This is a genomic window from Staphylococcus saccharolyticus (assembly GCF_900458815.1).
In the GTDB taxonomy this organism is placed as follows: domain Bacteria; phylum Bacillota; class Bacilli; order Staphylococcales; family Staphylococcaceae; genus Staphylococcus; species Staphylococcus saccharolyticus.
Genome location: NZ_UHDZ01000001.1, coordinates 2,174,970 through 2,193,006 on the forward strand (window position 1 = coordinate 2,174,970; position 18,037 = coordinate 2,193,006).

At 33.7% G+C, this 18,037-nt stretch carries 13 protein-coding genes and 3 pseudogenes; all 16 read right to left on the reverse strand.

Annotated elements, in window-relative coordinates:
• Positions 1–76: 76 nt before the first annotated feature.
• The 16 genes and pseudogenes from ftsH to purR all read right to left on the reverse strand — a co-directional run bounded on the left by ftsH (position 77) and on the right by purR (position 18,026).
• Positions 77–2,197, reverse strand: a complete 2,121-nt coding sequence (ftsH, locus tag DYE57_RS10695; protein ID WP_115313983.1) for an ATP-dependent zinc metalloprotease FtsH — start codon at positions 2,195–2,197, stop codon at positions 77–79.
• 281 nt (positions 2,198–2,478) lie between these two features.
• Positions 2,479–3,018 (reverse strand): hypoxanthine phosphoribosyltransferase, encoded by a 540-nt coding sequence (gene hpt, locus DYE57_RS10700; RefSeq protein ID WP_115313984.1) that lies wholly within the window; start codon positions 3,016–3,018, stop codon positions 2,479–2,481.
• Between the two features lie 2 nt (positions 3,019–3,020).
• On the reverse strand, positions 3,021–4,319 hold the full coding sequence (tilS, locus tag DYE57_RS10705) for a tRNA lysidine(34) synthetase TilS (protein WP_115313985.1): 1,299 nt from the start codon (positions 4,317–4,319) through the stop codon (positions 3,021–3,023).
• Positions 4,320–4,594: 275 nt separating this feature from the next.
• The gene (locus DYE57_RS10710) at positions 4,595–4,996 is read right to left on the reverse strand and encodes a S1 domain-containing RNA-binding protein (protein WP_115313986.1); all 402 of its coding nucleotides are present in this window, start codon (positions 4,994–4,996) and stop codon (positions 4,595–4,597) included.
• A 133-nt stretch (positions 4,997–5,129) separates the two neighbouring features.
• Entirely contained in the window at positions 5,130–5,492 is a 363-nt protein-coding gene (gene divIC / locus DYE57_RS10715) for a cell division protein DivIC (protein ID WP_115313987.1), read from the reverse strand.
• Between the two features lie 23 nt (positions 5,493–5,515).
• Positions 5,516–5,779, reverse strand: a complete 264-nt coding sequence (locus DYE57_RS10720; protein WP_115313988.1) for an RNA-binding S4 domain-containing protein — start codon at positions 5,777–5,779, stop codon at positions 5,516–5,518.
• Positions 5,776–6,962 (reverse strand): annotated as a pseudogene (locus DYE57_RS10725) (MazG nucleotide pyrophosphohydrolase domain-containing protein). The gene DYE57_RS10720 and the pseudogene DYE57_RS10725 overlap by 4 nt, the downstream one beginning before the upstream one ends.
• Positions 6,959–8,495 (reverse strand): annotated as a pseudogene (locus tag DYE57_RS10730) (polysaccharide biosynthesis protein). Before DYE57_RS10730 ends, DYE57_RS10725 begins: the two co-directional pseudogenes overlap by 4 nt.
• A complete protein-coding gene (mfd, locus tag DYE57_RS10735; RefSeq protein WP_115313989.1) occupies positions 8,485–11,988 on the reverse strand; it encodes a transcription-repair coupling factor in 3,504 nt (1,167 codons plus the stop codon). The pseudogene DYE57_RS10730 and the gene mfd overlap by 11 nt, the downstream one beginning before the upstream one ends.
• Complete coding sequence (pth, locus tag DYE57_RS10740; protein WP_115313990.1) at positions 11,985–12,557, reverse strand: aminoacyl-tRNA hydrolase; 573 nt, start codon at positions 12,555–12,557, stop codon at positions 11,985–11,987. The genes mfd and pth overlap by 4 nt, the downstream gene beginning before the upstream one ends.
• A gap of 257 nt (positions 12,558–12,814) precedes the next feature.
• Positions 12,815–13,474, reverse strand: coding sequence for a 50S ribosomal protein L25/general stress protein Ctc (locus tag DYE57_RS10745; protein ID WP_115313991.1), 660 nt, complete (start codon positions 13,472–13,474; stop codon positions 12,815–12,817).
• 169 nt (positions 13,475–13,643) lie between these two features.
• Entirely contained in the window at positions 13,644–14,609 is a 966-nt protein-coding gene (locus tag DYE57_RS10750) for a ribose-phosphate diphosphokinase (protein ID WP_115313992.1), read from the reverse strand.
• A 149-nt stretch (positions 14,610–14,758) separates the two neighbouring features.
• Complete coding sequence (gene glmU, locus DYE57_RS10755; RefSeq protein ID WP_115313993.1) at positions 14,759–16,114, reverse strand: bifunctional UDP-N-acetylglucosamine diphosphorylase/glucosamine-1-phosphate N-acetyltransferase GlmU; 1,356 nt, start codon at positions 16,112–16,114, stop codon at positions 14,759–14,761.
• A 321-nt stretch (positions 16,115–16,435) separates the two neighbouring features.
• Entirely contained in the window at positions 16,436–16,744 is a 309-nt protein-coding gene (spoVG, locus tag DYE57_RS10760; protein WP_115313994.1) for a septation regulator SpoVG, read from the reverse strand.
• Positions 16,745–16,804: 60 nt separating this feature from the next.
• Positions 16,805–17,185: pseudogene (locus DYE57_RS10765) on the reverse strand (Rid family detoxifying hydrolase).
• 16 nt (positions 17,186–17,201) lie between these two features.
• Entirely contained in the window at positions 17,202–18,026 is an 825-nt protein-coding gene (gene purR, locus DYE57_RS10770) for a pur operon repressor (protein WP_115313995.1), read from the reverse strand.
• Between the last annotated feature and the right edge of the window lie 11 nt (positions 18,027–18,037).

The following is an 18,037-nucleotide window of genomic DNA, read 5'->3' on the forward strand; positions in this document are numbered from 1 at the left end:
TTGTCTTTAAATTAAAAAGCCTCTTTCCACTCCCATTATATAAAAAAGAGTAGAAAGAGACTTACTAAAACTTACTTTATTGTCTATGATTAGGATTATATGGTTTATCGATGCTCGGAGACTTTTGATGTCCAGGTTCTGTTGAATGAGATTCTTCATCCGATTCATGCCCTGCATCACCATGATGATGTTGGTGATGTCTTTCTTCATCAATATTGTGATCTTCTTGGCGATCTTGTTGTTCTTTTTCTTCGCCTTCTTCTAGCTGTTCTTTGCGAATATCATTGTAAGATTTACCGTATTCACCATCGCCGTAATCACTATCTTTATCTTTGACAACTTTTGCTGCATCATAGTCTACTTCAGGTAATACGCAATCATAGAATAGTGAGCGGATTTGCTCTGCAACCAATGTTTCTTCAGTAAGCAATGTCTTAGCAATAAGTTTAAGTTGTTCTTCGTGTTCTAATAAGATTTGTTTACAACGTTCATATTGTGCTTTAACAATACGTTGAACTTCTTTGTCAATTTCATATGCGATTTGACCAGAATAGTTTGGTTCTCCTTGCATATCTTTACCAAGGAACACTTGTCCACCACTACTATTAGAAAATTGTAGTGGTCCAAGTTTTTTACTCATACCGTACTCTGTAACCATAGATCTTGCTATTTGAGTTGCACGTTCAAAATCATTTGATGCACCTGTAGATACTTCACCAAAGTTAATATCTTCAGAGACACGTCCACCTAGTAAACCACAAATCTTATCAAGCAATTCTGGTTCAGTCATTAAGAAACGATCTTGTTTAGGTAACATCATCGCATACCCACCAGCTTGACCACGAGGTACGATAGTCACCTTGTGCACAACTTCAGCTTCATCTAGAACCATACCAATGATTGTGTGACCTGCTTCATGGTGCGCTACAATATTACGTTCTTTTTCAGAGATAACACGCGATTTTTTAGCCGGTCCGGCAATGACACGGTCCGTTGCTTCTTCAATATCATGCATATCAATTTTATTTTTACCTTCACGTGCAGCGATTAACGATGCTTCATTAAGTAAGTTTTCTAAATCTGCACCAGAAAACCCAGGCGTTCTTTGAGAAATTGCTTTTAAATCAACTGTTTCATCAAGAGGTTTATTTTTAGCATGTACGTGAAGAATAGCTTCACGACCTTTTACATCTGGACGTCCAACTTGAATTTGTCTATCAAAACGACCAGGACGTAATAACGCAGGATCTAAAATATCTGGACGGTTAGTTGCAGCAATCATGATAATTCCTTCATTTTCACCGAAACCATCCATTTCAACTAATAACTGGTTAAGTGTTTGTTCACGTTCATCGTGACCACCACCTACGCCTGCACCACGTTGCCGTCCAACTGCATCAATTTCATCAATAAAAATGATACATGGTGCATTCTTCTTAGCATTTTCGAATAAATCACGAACACGGCTTGCACCCACCCCAACGAACATCTCAACGAAATCTGAACCACTGATTGAGAAGAAAGGTGCGCCAGCCTCACCTGCTACCGCACGTGCTAATAATGTTTTACCTGTACCTGGAGGGCCAACAAGTAAGACACCTTTTGGAATTCTAGATCCCATTTGCTTGAATTTCTTATTATCTTTTAAGAAATCTACAATTTCGATTAATTCTTGTTTCTCTTCATCAGCACCTGCTACATCTGAGAAACGTACGCGACGTTTATTACTGTCGTACATTTTGGCCTTAGATTTACCAAAGTTCATCATACGACCACCGCCGCCTCCACCTTGGGCTTGGCTAAGGAAGAAAATAAATAATAATGCAATGATTAATACTGGAATCAGTGTTGTCAGAATGCTAACGAAGACACTTTGTTTTTCTTCTTCTTTAACTGTTAATTTCAGACCATCTTGCTTCTTGGCTGTATCTGTAATTTTTTGTAGGTCTTTTTCATTGTTATATAAAATAGTTGATGAATAATCTTCATCATTTTTAGTTTTACCGCTTACCATATAAACATTTTGTTCAGGTTGAATTTCTAAGGATTTTAAGTCACCTTTTTCCAACTTATTTACAAATTGCGTGTATGTAAGTTGTTTCGGCATATTTCCATTTCCATTTAAAAATGAAAACAAACCAAATATAATAACGCCTATAATTGCGATAACTAGCACATTGCGAAAAGCTTTCTGCATGCGTCATTTCCTCCTACTTCCAATAATAAAACTAACAAAAATTGTAACACAATACATCTCATATAGGCTAGTATTTCAACTTTCGTATTGTTTCTTCAATTTGAGTCAATTTCTAATAATTTACTGCTTAAAATTTTGCTATCATAAATTAACTTAATCATGTACTCCCTTTAACTTATCAACAAGTTCATTAATACATAAATTGAGTCTACACTAAATCTAGTATTACGCATAGTTTTATTCTCTTTAAAAGTTGATTAATAGGCCTTCCAATTTAAATCTTATTTTGAGTGAATTTCAGGCTTTAATGTACCTATATATGGAAGGTTTCTATATAACTCTCCATAATCTAAACCGTATCCAACTACAAATTCATCTGGAATTTTTTTACCTACATACTTCGCTTCAATATCTGCTTTGCGACGATTAGGTTTATCTAACAAAGTCACTATTTCCAATGAGTTAACCTTACGTGATTGTAGCAACTCTGTAATAGATTTTAAAGTAGTACCTGTTTCTAAAATATCTTCAATAATAAGTACATCTTTTTTCTCTATTGATGCTCCTAAATCTTTTAAAATTTGAACTTCACCAGTAGATTCTGTACCACCGTGATAACTTGAAACATCCATAAAATCAATAGATAAATGAGTATCGATTTGTTTAATCAAATCAGCCATAAACATTACAGACCCTTTAAGAATCCCTACACATACGAGTGGGCGATCTTGATAATCGTCTGTTATTTTAGCACCTAACTCCTTACAAATAGTTTGAATGTCCTCTTCCGTTAATAAAACATCCTTTAAGTCCTTATGCATTATCATTCATCTCCATTATTTGAAATCATTATTAAATCTTTAAAATTCTCTTGGACATATAAACACCCAATAGCTATTATTTCATTTGAATTATTTATAATTAGAGGAATATGTTCACGCTCATCTGCAACAATTTTATTATCAATAAATAAACGACTTACTTTTTTATGGCCTTCTTGACCATTCAGTTTAAATACATCACCAGTTTGTCGCACACGAACCTTTAGAGGATACGTTGTCAATGGTAAATTTTGACTAACATGAATTTTATAACCATTAAACAAATAATTACCTGGCCGTTCAATATGCATATTATAAATTTTATTTTTATCTACTTCTGATTTGACCATTATTATTAATGTATCATATGCAATTTGAATTATCCATTTATCTGTTAAATCCAAATTAAATTGAGATTTATTACTTTGAATTTGTTCAAACCATTCCTCATAAGAGGTTTGTGGAATAGACAATTGTTGACCTAGTTTATTGAACAAACGATCCATAACTATCATTTTGACATTAGTATCTAGTGCATTAAAAGTATCTCTTGAAAATGTATATTTCCTTTGCTTCTCACTTTCTGATACAAATTGAATGATAAAGTCCTGAGCTTGGTGGTTTAAAGACTGTAATTCACGATCATGCCACTCTTTAAATTTAAGTAATTGATGTGTGTTGAGATTAGGATTTTTATCTATCGCAGGTAGAAGTCGATGCCTAATATCATTTCGAACATACTTTGTATCATGGTTAGATAAATCTTCATAATATGGAACACGATTGACCTTTTGATAAGTTATAATATCGGACTTCATAACATTTAATAAAGGTCGACATATACGATAGTTATCATAATATGTAACTGATGAAATTCCCAAAGAGTTTCGAGTTGAACGTCCCGTAAACAAGCGATAAAAAATTGTTTCGAGTTGATCATCAAGATGATGAGCAGTTAACAATACGTCTGCGTTAATATCTTTTATGATGGTCTCAAACCAATCATAACGACGTTGTCGGGCCTCATGTTGAATACTGTTACCTTTTTGAACGAGATGTGTTAAATCTAGGTGCTTAACGTATAATTCTATATGATTTTGTTCACAATACTCCTGTAGAAACCTTTCTTCTTCTTCGGATTCGTTTCGTAAACCATGATTGACATGAACACAAGTAATCTTACTATACGTATCTTGATAATCATTAAGTAAAATATGTAATAAGCTCATACTATCAATACCTGTAGATACAGCTACAACGATATGTTCGCTCTTTGACCATCCATCTACATTGATATTCATTAACCCACCTCACTTTGCTACACTAAATTTAATTTAATTTATTTACGTTTGTAGAACTTTTATTTTAATAAATATTAATACATGAGTCTTAATTAAATAAAAATAGGAGTAGGAGAGAATTCAAAAGTAATATATTTGAATTCTTCGTCCCACCCCATGCGGATGATAAGCATGTTCAAACGTCGACTGAACATTTTTAAAAAGTCATCACACACTCAGTTTACATTAATTAATCCTATTGTAATGACGTTTATAACCTTTAAATCTATATTATATTAACGTCTTGAACCTTTACCACCACGACGTGATTCAGTTTGACGTTTAATTGACGTTAATTTATCTTCACTGTCTTTTAAGAAGTTACTTAATTTTTTCTCAAAGTCTTCAGTTTTTTGAGCTGGCTTTCCATGATTAGGTTTATTATGACGAGGCTTGCGAGGACGATCTTTAGCTTTTTTTATCGATAGACTAATTTTACCGTCATCAGCAATTGATAGTACTTTAACTTCTACTTCGTCACCAACTGATAAGTGGTCTTCAACGTTTTCTACGTAATTATCGGCAACTTCACTGATATGAACTAAACCACTTTTTCCTTCAGGTAATTCTACAAATGCACCAAATTTTTTGATACCTGTAACTTTACCTTTAAGCTTGTTTCCTACTTCGATTGACATTTTCTAAATAAATCCTCCCGGTTAGATTCGATTTCATTCTTATTATATTCCTGTTCACGTAATTTCACAATGCTATAATCAGATTATTTTATTCTAATTTTTTTCACCATCGAATGATTTCGCTTTAGAGGATTTATTTTTCACCTGGTAATCTAAATATCACTTCACCTTTATTACTTAAATAATAATCATCCCGTGCAACTTTCTCAATATAATCTTTATCATTTAAATTATTCAATTTTTCTTTTAAGGCGATTTCTTCATCTTGTTGTTTTTGAAATTCAGTTTCTTTATGTTTTCTTTCAACAGCATCTTGATCGTTACTATGCTTTTGAATGACAAGCAATACGAGTAAAATAAGAATAATCGCTAAAAGAATCCCACCAAATACAGCTATACGTCGACGCACCACTCGCATTTTCATTCTTTGTCGTTGTTTTTTCTTATTTTCTTGAGAAGTATATTGATTTCCTATATTTTCTACCTTTTTATTCATTGCTTGTCACCTCCTTATGCATTTCACGCTTCATTTATACGTTCTTCTTTAATTAATTCATACATACCTTTTGCAATTTCTTTCGTGGCATGTTCATTTAATCCTGTAATTTTTACTGTTACTAACTTTTGACCAAAACGAATAACAAGTTCATCATTTTCTTTAATATCTGTACCTGCTTTCGCTACGTTTCCGTTAACAGTTACACGACCTTGATCACTGATTTCTTTTGCTAATGTTCGTCGTTTGACTAGTCGTGAAACTTTTAAATACTTATCTAATCTCATGTTTGATTCTCCCCTTGTTGTAAAAAATGTCTGAGAGTGTCTTCGTCGACTTGTTTATTTTTGGTTTCATCATACAACTTCAAGAAGTGGTCTGCAAATACTTTCTCGAATTTAACGCGAAGCTTCTTCCCTTCTTTTTCTTTAGCCTGTGACCAAATGTCTTTTAAGTCATCTTCTGATTGTGCTTGCACGTTACTAAAGATATGCGGATGTCTGCGAATCATCTTAGCGTTTAAGCTTTCAATAACTTCCTTAATATCCATATACCCTTCTTTTTTACCAATACTTGTGTGCAATAAAACTTGCAACAATATATCACCTAACTCTTCTATCATATGCCAATCGTCTTCATTATCGATAGCTTCAAATAGTTCGAACGTTTCTTCTAAAAGGTAACGTTTTAATGATTTATGTGTTTGAACTTTGTCCCAAGGACACCCTTTTTCATCATCTACAAGCAAATCAATTATTTGTACTGCAAAGTCAAAATCCTCATAGAAAGCATCATTATCAGTCACTTTAGGAATAAATAAACTCGTAAGGTTGTTAAATTCATTTTCATAATGATCAATCTCATACAGTGGGCATTCTGTGACATACGCACCACCACTATGAGCACTAGTTACTATTTTAACGTTAAAATCATCTAGATAACGTTCCATCAAGGTGAGCTTTAGGCAGCCACCACCGCGCTGTACACTTGTGTAATAATCGTATGAGTACGTATATTGAGCATCGACTGATCTATTGCAATACCATCTAATAAGGTGAATCCATCATTAGGATCAACATCAACTGCTTTAAATATATCATCTATAAAACTTTTACCACCAAGTATACGAACTGAAATATTGTCGTTTGTACAATCATGTTCCAAAAGTTTTGCAGTCGTTATTTCAGCAACTCTAGGATGATCAGGCACCGCATAGACGATATCATCTGATTGAGCAAGTTGAATCACCTCACGCACAATCTCTTCATACACATTTTCAAAATGATCATGAGATTCATAAATGGAGTCAAAGCTTGCGAAATGGATATCTTGTTGTAATGTTTCTATCACAGGATGATCTAGAGTTCTTGCGTAAACTTTAGTTTGATTTTTTAAAAAACGATAAATACCTAATGGTAAATCATCAATATCATAGTTACCTAAACCAACTATAGTAATTGCATGAGTCATAACCGTCTTCCTCTCTTAAATTGATATAATTTATCTCCAAAAGGTAAATGCTTTAACTCTTTGTAGCTTAATACATTAAATATATCAACATATATAATTAAAACCACTACGCCTGCACACGTACTGACTAGAAGTTCAATTAAACCCATCATACGACTATCAGTAGTGATGATAAACATAACGCTTTGAACAACTAAACTCATTATAGCCATACCACCAATAAGTTTACCTAAGAATGCTAGCATATGATTGAAAAAATAATATTTTAATACCCCTAATTGCAAGATTGTTACAAAAACAATTAGTGATAAGACTGTGCTAACGCTAGCTCCTACAATACCCCACATGTGAATCAAAAGAACATTTAATATTGCTTTAAATAATAGTCCTAATGATGTACCAACTAAAATAGGACGAATTTGATTTAACACTTGTAATAATGCAATGTTCATCATAATAAGTGAAACACAAATGACAGTAATCATATAAATACCCAATGTAATTGTAAGCTTATCGTTTTTGAAAAATACAAAATTCATTAAAGGTATCAAATTAATTAATCCAATACTTGCAGCCGTACTAATTAGGACTGTTATTTTAACGGAAGCATTAGTATAATGATTCAATTGCAGTTGGTTGTGTTTTTGAATTGCTTGTGTCAATAAAGGTATCAACACAAAGCTAAAGGTAGTAGTAACAATTAAACCCATTTGAATAAATGATGCGCCCCGATCATAAATACCTTTTTGCATAATAGCTTTTTCAAATGATAATCCACTTGTTTGTAACACTCGTATCACTGTAAAGCTATCCATAGTTTGCCATAAAATAACGATAAGCTGACTTAATGCAAAAAGTAAGAATAGAAATAAATAATTGACGCCATTGCACTTGTGACGTGTTACGCTTTAATTTTATAGAAAATGCCCGTTTTAATAACAAATAAAACATTGATCCTAAAAACCCAATTGAAGAAGCTAAGATGGCTAACATCCCCGCTTCATAGATACTCCAATCACGAAAGATAAAAAGAAGAATAGCAACAATAATTATTCCTACCCGAATCAATTGCTCTATAACCTGGGAAATAGCAAGGGTATTCATTTCTTGTTTAGATTGATAAAAGCCTCTTAACACACCTAAAATACCAATCAAGATAAAACTAAAACTTGCCATTCTTAACATTGGCATTAGGTTGACATCTCCCATCCATTGAGCAATCCAATAAGCAAAGATAAATAGCAATATAAACACTATAAAACCAAGATATTGTAGTTTTAGTATCACCTTAGAGTAAACTTCGCTAGTTTGATTTGCACTCAAAACTTGTGTTACCGCACTAGGAATTGCATTCATTGATAAGATAACTCCTAATGCTACTATTGGATAGATTTGTTGATATGCATATAATCCTTCATCACCTAACACATTTTGATAGGGTATTCGATAAAGCGCGATAAGTATTTTAACAATAATAAGAGCCAATGTCAGGATGACGACACCATTAAACGCCGTCTCACGCCTAGACTTCATCTTTAATCGCCATACTTTCCTCAATACTTTTCACTAAAAATTTCAAGCTGTCTAACCATTGTTTAGACTTCGTTAAAGTAACATGCATTGCATTTTCTTGAACACCAACCTTCATCGCTCTTCCAAGAGGTTGTGTCTGTTTAAACAATTCTTCGCCATTTATATTTTCTGTTGCTTTAGGTGATAAGTAAACCCCAATTGATTTACCTTTATCTTTAATTGAAGTAATTCCCGCATGTAAAGCATAAATTTTAATTTCAACAATATCTAGTAAACGTTCTACTTCGACAGGATAATCATTGAAACGATCAATCAATTCATTTTTAACATCAAATAATTGTTCTTTAGATTCAACTTTACGTAATTTTTTATAAATCTCAATTTTGGCTTGTTCATTTTGAATATATTCGGCAGGTAAAAATGCATCCAAATGTAGTTCTACTTCAGGTGCATCAGGTGTTTCTTCAGTAATTCCACGCTTTTCATTTACAGCTTCTTCTAACATTTGTGAGTATAAATCAAAGCCAACAGAATCAATAAAGCCGTGCTGTTGTTTACCTAGCAAGTTACCCGCCCCACGAATATTTAAATCGCGCATGGCAATTTTAAAACCTGAGCCAAGTTCAGTGAATTCTTTAATCGCTTGTAAACGTTCTTCAGCACTCTCATTCAACACTTTATTAGCTGGATGCAAGAAGTAAGCATAACCTATACGACTCGAACGTCCAACACGTCCTCTTAGTTGATAAAGTTGACTTAATCCAAAACGGTCTGCTTCTTCAATTATAAGTGTATTTGCATTTGGAACATCTACACCTGTTTCAATAATAGTGGTAGTTACAAGAACATCATATTTATGGTTAATAAAACTGAGCATTGTTTCTTCTAAATCACGTTCCGTCATTTGACCATGTACAACAGCAATGTTTGCATCTGGCATTAGCATTTGTAACTGTTCTCTTTTTTCATAAATAGACTGAACCTTATTATAAAGATAGAAGACTTGTCCATCACGTGATAATTCACGTTCTATAGCTTCTTTAATAAAATTGGTATTTTGTTCTAACACATATGTTTGAACTGGAAAGCGGTTTTCAGGTGGCGTTTCTATGATAGACAAATCACGTACTCCAAGCATGCTCATGTGTAAGGTTCTAGGTATAGGTGTAGCAGTTAAAGTGAGAACATCTACATTCTTTTTCAATGTTTTAATTCGTTCTTTATGACGTACACCAAATCGTTGTTCTTCGTCCACAATAAGTAAACCCAAATCTTTATACTGTATCTCTTTACCAAGTAATTTATGTGTACCCACCACTATATCTACGTACCCAGATTTTAGTCCTTCTCTTGTCTGTCTTATTTCTTTCGTAGTACGAAAACGACTCATTAATTGGATTTCAACTGGAAAGTCTTGCATCCGTTCGATGAGTGTCTCATAGTGTTGTTGAGCTAAAATAGTTGTAGGAACTAGAAAAGCAACTTGTTTACCTTCCATGACAGCTTTAAATGCAGCACGAACAGCAACTTCTGTCTTTCCATAACCTACATCACCGCATAGCAAACGGTCCATAGGACGTTCACGTTGCATATCATCTTTAATTTCTTCAATAGATTTGCTTTGATCAGGTGTTAATTCATATGGAAAATCCTGCTCAAATGCTGACTGCTCTACCGTATCTTCACCATATTGGTAACCCACAGACATTTCGCGCTCTTTGTATAAATCGATAAGTTCATCAGCAATATCTTCAACACTTTGTTGAACTTTAGCCTTTGTTTTCTTCCATTCAGTACCACCTAATTTATTCAATCTCGGCGATTTATCTTCAGAAGCTACGTATTTCTGGACCTGATCCATTTGATCAACAGGAACAAATAGTTGATCTGTTCCTTTATATTGTAATTTAATGTAATCTCGATGTGTGTCTCCAACTTCTAATGTTTCAACACCTAAATAACGACCTATACCATGATGTACATGAACAATATAGTCACCCACATTTAAATCTTGATATGACTTAATCTTCTCTGCGTTAGAAATTGTTTTTGTACGCTTACGTTGTTTTTTTTGCTTCGTTTTAAATAGTTCTTTCTCAGTAATGATGACCAATTGCATATAAGGTAATTCAAAACCTTCAGACAGACTCCCTACCATTACCACTACTTGACCACTGTCAATATTTTCATGAATATCAGTAACTGTTGGAATATGCATTTCATTCAACATAGATTGTATACGTTCAACTTTCGTTTCAGTCTCAACTAGTACCATAATTGTGTAGTCATTATGAACATATCTTTGAAATTCTGAACGCATGATGTCATACTGCCCATAAAACTGCTGTACAGGTTTACAAGAAAATTTAATAATATGTTGTAACGGTACTTGCATTGTCGATGTAAACAAGGAGAAATAAGCGACTGGCCGACGCTCTAATAACGTTTCAAAGCTTTTATAGTTCATGAATCCCTGCCCAATAAAACCATTACCACTTTCAATCAAATTACTAATAAAATCATCAACTTCTGTTGTTAATGTTTCTTCTGTATCTTTGATACGATTTAACTCATCTACTACGATAATCGCATCTTGTTGAAAATAATTGATAATAGTAGAAGACGTCTCATACATAAATGCAACTAAACGTCTTAATAATTGATGGTCAAAAAAAGTTGACTCAAATAGCTTAAAACTTTCATAAGTTTCTTTTAAATCATTACACACCGATTTATCTATTTTAGGTCGCGTCTTTTCATATGCTTCCTTCAGTTTTTTCTGCAAGTGCTGAATGACGTCATCTGTAATAATATAATCACTAGCTGTTGTAATTTCTACTTGTTCGAGATTGTCATTAGACCGTTGTGTTTCAACATCAAAATCTCTAATAGAATCAATTTCTGTATCAAATAATTCAATGCGAACAGGTGACCCAACAAGAGGATATATATCGATAATTCCACCTCTTAGAGAGAATTCACCTATATGAGACACGACACTTTCACGTCGATATCCCATATTGACAAGCCTATTTAAAAATTTGTCGACATCAATATCTTCTCCAACTTTTAAGTTCATTTGATGACTTTTCCACATATCTTCTGGTGTCAACCACTTTTTCAGCCCATTTAAGGGCACAATAAATAACCCTTTGTCGCCTTGGGCAAGCGCAGTCAACGTTCTCACACGTTCACTCATTAATTGTGGACTTTGAGTTGAAAATTCTTCAGTCATAATATCTTGTACAGGGTACTTATAAACTTCTGAATCATCAATGTAATGTAATAGATCCGTTTCTATTTTATCTGCTTGATATAAATTGTTTGTTACGAGCAACAATTGTCTATGATCTTTGAGATACTTTTCAGCAATAATTGTAACTTTAGCTGATGGGGATAAGCCCGTAACTAAAATAGTATCTTGACCAAAAACTTCATCTAGTTCCTGAAAACGTTTATCTTCACTAATATAATCTGTAATTATTGATTTCAATTAACTTCACCATTATATTCATTCATTATATAATCAAAACGTGACGTTTCAACGAAAGACTCTACTGCTCTTGCAGAATGTTCAATGACTTTGTTCATAGTAACCATCTCTTCTTTAGAAAAACGTTTCAATACATAATCAGGAATAGACATTCCATTGGTAGGTCGTCCAACACCAATGCGAATACGTTTAAATTGTTCAGTACCAAGTATCTTAATAATAGACTTCATTCCATTATGACCACCTGCACTCCCCTTTTGACGCAAGCGAATATGACCTTGTTCAAGATCCAAGTCATCATACAATACGATTAAATCCTCAATATCTATATTATAATAATTCATTAAAGGTACAACTGCCTCTCCAGATAAATTCATCATAGTCATAGGCTCGATGAACAAGACTTTATCTCCATTTAGACGCTCAATTGTATATGCTCCTTTAAATTTTTGTTTATCCAACGTAAATTGATGACGTTCTAATATATAATCGATGACTTCAAAGCCAATATTATGTCTTGTAAGTTCAAAACGTTTACCTATATTACCAAGACCGACAATACATTTCATTATGCGCTACCTCCATTGCTATTAACATCTATATACATTCATAGTTATTTCATTCATTAAACTTTTGTTCTAAAATAACGGACAACCGATAACATAAAATTGAATCTAAAATGTGTAGGTGCGTCTTTAGAACTTTTTCAATTAATCATATTTCCTATAATAACACAAAAAGCACCATGCTTATTAATATAAGCACAGTGCTTTCCTCTACATGTAAATCTGAAAATATCACGAAATATAGTAAAAAGACGCGAAAATTAGTCTTCTTTGCTTTCTTCTTCTGCTTCTTCTTTATCTTCGCCAACAACTTCAGGTTCTTCAGTAGCTGATCCGCCTTCCATAGCTTCAACTTCTTCTTCAGAAGGTTCGTCTGTTGGAGGAACTACTGTAACGATAGAATCTTCTGGATTGTTTTCGATAGTGAAATCACCAGAAACTTTGATATCTGAAACTGCGAAGCTATCATTGATTTGTAATTCAGTGATATCTACTTCGATAGACTCAGGAATATTTTCTGGAGTAGCCGTAACTTCTAAGTTAAATAATGGTTGTTCAACTACGCCACCTTCTTTAGCACCTGCAGCTTCACCAACTAAGTGAACTGGCACTTCTACAGTACGTTCTTCACTCATGTTGATTGCTAAGAAGTCAATATGAGTAATTTGGTTTTTTAATGGATCGAATTGATAATCTGATACCATTACTTTTATCGTTTTAGAACCTACGCCTAAATCGATAACCCCGTTACGTCCTACTTCACGAATCACTTTAATGAATTCAACTTCATCAACTTTAACTGAAGTATTTTTTGTACCGTAACCATATACAACTGCAGGAACTTTACCTGAGTTTCTTAATTGTTTAAGGTCAGAACTCGTTTGTTTACCTTGACGGATGATTGACTTTAATGAAGCCATCCAAATTTCCACCTTTCAAATTTCGAGGTTGTTACATGAATCATGTCTAACCTACTCCTCACTTGCCCATCAACATTATTGTTGCTTGCAAATGTTTATTTGTCCATAAAATCACGGACGTAAGTATTATACACGGTGAAGATTTATTCGTCAAACCTAATTGTCATTATTAGTCAAATAATACACTCACTGATTCTCTTTCATAAACACGTATAATCGCTTTTGCAATTAATCCTGCAACTGAAAGTCCTTTTGTATTGGCAGGTTTTCTACTTTCTTCGAGTTGAATTGAATTTGTAACAATTAATTCTTTAATTGCAGAGTTTTCAATACGTTCTTTCGCAGGTCCTGATAACACTGGATGCGTACAACAAGCATAAACCTCTTTTGCACCTTTATCTTTAAGCGCTTGTGCTGCTAAAGTAATAGTTCCTGCTGTGTCGATAATATCATCGATAATAATTGCAGTACGTCCTTGAATATCACCTACAATGTTCATAACCTCTGCAACATTTGGTTTAGGACGACGTTTATCAATAATTGCAATTGGAGTTTTTAAAATGTCAGCTAATTTACGTGCGCGTGTCACTCCACCATGGTCAGGAGAAACAACAACACATTCTTCAGGATTAATGTCAGGATCATTTTCAAAATGTTGTGCAAGGATAGGTACGCCCATTAAGTGATCGATTGGAATATCAAAGAATCCTTGAATCTGAGGTGCATGTAAATCAAGAGCAATCATACGATTAGCACCTGCTGTTTCGATTAAGTTCGCTACTAATTTAGCAGTAATAGGTTCACGGCTACGCGCTTTTCTATCTTGACGTGCATAACCATAGTACGGTACTACGATGTTAATATTCGCAGCTGATGCACGTTTACACGCATCAATCATGATAAGTAACTCCATTAAATGAAGATTAACTGGGTATGACGTTGGTTGAATAATAAATACATCACAACCGCGAATACTTTCTTCAATATTGATTTGAATTTCTCCATCACTAAAACGTTTTACAGAACATTTACCTAATTCAATCCCTACATGATCTGCTACTTCCTGGGCTAAAGGCTCATTTCCTTTAAGTGAAAAGATCTTCATTGATGAATTCTTATATTCATTATTTAACATTTATAGTCCTCCAATTATTTACTTAGACAGTTATATTATATAGAAAATAGAACTTGATTACTATGCTAGATGATGAAACAAAATTGGTACGGTTGTTTAAACTCATTTTCGCGTCTTAAAATTGATTGAGCTCCTGACTATTTTTTAAACTACTTTCTCAAATAGCCCTCTTTATTTACTTGTCTTGCGCGAGCTAATGCTAAACTTTCTTTTGGTATATCATCAGTAATTGTTGAACCAGCTGCGATAAGCGATTGATCACCCACTGTAACTGGTGCAATAAGATTTGTGTTACATCCTATGAATGCGTCTTTCCCAACAATTGTTTTGAATTTATTTACACCGTCATAATTAACTGTAATTGAGCCACAGCCAATATTAGTACGTTCGCCAATTTCTGCATCGCCAATATAGCTTAAATGAGAAACTTTAACACCATCTTTGAGGTCAGCCTTTTTGACTTCAACAAAGTTGCCAACTTTAACACCAGCGCCTAAATTTGAACCTGGGCGCAACTGCGCGAATGGACCGACTTTAGTATTTTCTCCGACAACCGAATCATTGACGACAGATTGTTTGATATTAGCATTCGAGCAAATGGTACTATTGTTGATTTCAGAAAACTGACCAACAAGTACCTCTTCACCAATCGTTGTATAACCTCCAATACGAACACCTGGTTCAATTGTTGTATCTATACCTATCTCTACATCAGGACCAATAAACGTTGTATCTGGATCGATAATCGTTACACCATTTTTCATATGAAAATGATTGATACGTTTTTGTAACGCTTTTTCTGCTTGACTTAACATCACACGATCATTAACACCCATAATTTCCTCAAAATTTTGAGTGTTATAAATGTCTGCTTTTTCTCCATCATTCAATATTAGTGATACAACATCAGGTAAATAATATTCACCTTGAGCACTATCATTATTCACTTGCTCTAACTTCTCAAATAGAACTTGGTTATCAAAAGCAAATATACCTGAACTTATTTCGTTAATCAGGCGTTCCGCTTCACTCGCATCTTTCTCCTCGACGATACGTTCTAACGTTTGATCTGAATTTCTAACAATTCGGCCATATCCATGCGGATTAAAAGTTGAAGCTGTGAGAACAGTTACTTGCGCTTGTTTACTTTCATGATGACGTATTAATGCTTGAAGCGTTTCTGATGTAATCAGTGGTGTATCGCCACAAACTACTATCGTCGTTCCTTCTTTATTTGCTAAATGTTCCTCTGCCATCTTTACAGCATGTGCTGTTCCGAGGTGTTCTTCTTGAAAACTGTATAATGATTGATTACCTAAAGTTTCTTTAACACTTTCAGCTCCGTGTCCAACGATAGTTACAATTTGATTGACGCCAGATTGTTTAACATTGTTGAGAACATGTTCAATCATCGATTTGCCAGCTACTTCATGGAGCACTTTATATTTTTTTGATTTCATCCTTGTGCCTTTACCTGCTGCCAAAATAATCGCATTTCTTTGCATGAATGCCAACCCTCCATTAAAATTTACACTTCATAATTATTATAATTTAACAACTAATAGAGTTTCAACTTTTAAAAATTTTTGTTAACTAATCGTTAATTTTCTATAAATATTGAACTTTTTATACAGCTGAAACGTATAGTTTCAATGTTCGAGAGCATAGACTTACTTAAAAATAAATCACAAGTTTCCCCACCTTGCTTTATCCGTTGAATTTATTATTTCAAATTCTCAATTCTCAAACTCTCCAATAGCAAAAATGGTCAACGTTTCGAAAAGCAAACGTTGACCACTTTTTATACTTAAATATTTATTATTTAATTAAGCTTCATCTGATTCTTTATTATCAGAAGTTGCATTTTTATCGGGAATGACTTCGTCTGTTTTATCATATACTTTCATCACGGCATCTTGAATTTCTTGTCTCATAACGGAATTGATAGGATGCGCGATGTCACGGAATTCACCATCTGGTGTACGTTTGCTTGGCATTGCGACGAAAAGACCAGAGTTTCCTTCAATTACACGTAAATCATGAATCACAAAGGCTTCATCTAGTGTAATGGAAACAAGTGCTTTCATTCTACCATGTGTTTGTATTTTTCTAAGTCTTACATCTGTCACTTTCATGTAGTGAGCCTCCCTAGTATATATTTATATTATTAGAAGCTTGACAATTTTTTAAGAAAATTATAATTCCTTAACTTTACCTATCAATTCAATTTCTACCTTTACGTCTTTAGGTAACCGTGATACTTCAACACAACTGCGTGCTGGTTGATGTTTGACGAAATAGTTTCCATAGATTTGATTAATTTGCTGAAAATCATTCATATCAGAAACAAAAATTGTCGCTTTAACGACAGAATCTAAATCAGAACCTGCTTCTTTCAATACCACAGTTAAATTTTCTAAAACTTGTTTCGTTTATTCTTGAACATTGTCACTTATTAGTGTTCCATCGAGGGTCAAAGGAATTTGACCAAATGTGAATACTAAATCATTTAATACAGTTGCAAGTGAATATGGACCTAACGCTGCTGCCACTTTTTCTGAGTTGATTACTTTCATGATGTTTGTGCTCCTTTTAAGAAAATTTAGACAAACTATTGCCAGGCTCTACTTTGAATTCTTGATTGTACTCATCGACATCTGATAATCTGACTAAGGAAGTATAATCTTCAATTAATCTTTGTTTAACTTCTTTCGATTCTACAAGTACTGATACCCCTTTTACATGAGCTTTAAACTCGTTCATCAAATTCATCACTCCGTTAATGGAACCACCAGCTCTCATAAAATCGTCTACTACAAGGACATTAGAATTCTCAGCCAATGTACGTTTGGATAACACCATGGTCTCTATCTTTCTAGAAGATCCAGAAACATAATTAATGGACACAGTAGAACCCTCAGTAACTTTATTGTCTTTTCTAATTACTACTACAGGTAAATTTAATACGTTTGCTACTGCATTAGCAAGTGATATACCTTTCGTCGCAATTGTCACAACGGCATCTAAGTCCTCATCCATATAAATACTCGCAATTAATTTTCCTACTTTTCTAAGCAATGTAGGATTACCTACAAGGTCAGATAAGAATAAATATCCACCTGGTAACAAACGTTCCTTCTCTTGCAAATGAGAGATAACATCGTTAACAACTTTAGTTGCCTCTGACTTGCTCATCATTGGTTTATAAGTAACACCACCACTTGCACCAGCAGTTGTTATTACTATACCCAATTCTTCTTTTTGAAAAGTATTTTTTATAATTTGTACGTCCTCACTAATTGAAGATTTCGCTTGTTTAAATTTTTTTACAAAAAAAGTGAGAGGTATTAATTTATTCGGATTATTCATTAGGTATTGTGTCATAAACACTATACGTTCGCTTCTTTTATATCTCATCTTTTCAAACC